The 262-nt window shown below is 62.2% G+C and carries 1 pseudogene; it reads right to left on the bottom strand.

The window, feature by feature from the left end:
• A pseudogene (clpA, locus tag EOD29_RS32720) lies at positions 1-262 on the bottom strand (ATP-dependent Clp protease ATP-binding subunit ClpA); the annotation flags it as partial.

Genomic DNA, 262 nt, shown 5'->3' with positions numbered 1-262 from the left:
CATAGGCGCCGATCGGCTTGTTCGGCTCGCGAAGACCGGCACGTGCCAGCTTGATCGAGGTCGAAAGAGCTTCGATCGCGATATCCTGGCCGTAGACCACAGAACGCAGTTCCTGCTCGAGATTGGCGAGCACCGCTTCATCGTCCTTGGAGACGGTCTTCGGCGGAATGCGCGCCATCGTGGCGACCGTTGCCTCGATCTCCTTTTCGGTAATCAGCTTGCGGCGCTTGGACGGCGGCAGCAGCATCTGGGCCGCACCGGT

Source organism: Mesorhizobium sp. M1A.T.Ca.IN.004.03.1.1, assembly GCF_003997555.1.
Lineage (GTDB): Bacteria > Pseudomonadota > Alphaproteobacteria > Rhizobiales > Rhizobiaceae > Mesorhizobium.
The sequence above is the reverse complement of the archived record's forward strand: the minus strand, read 5'-3'. Positions and strand labels throughout refer to the sequence as shown.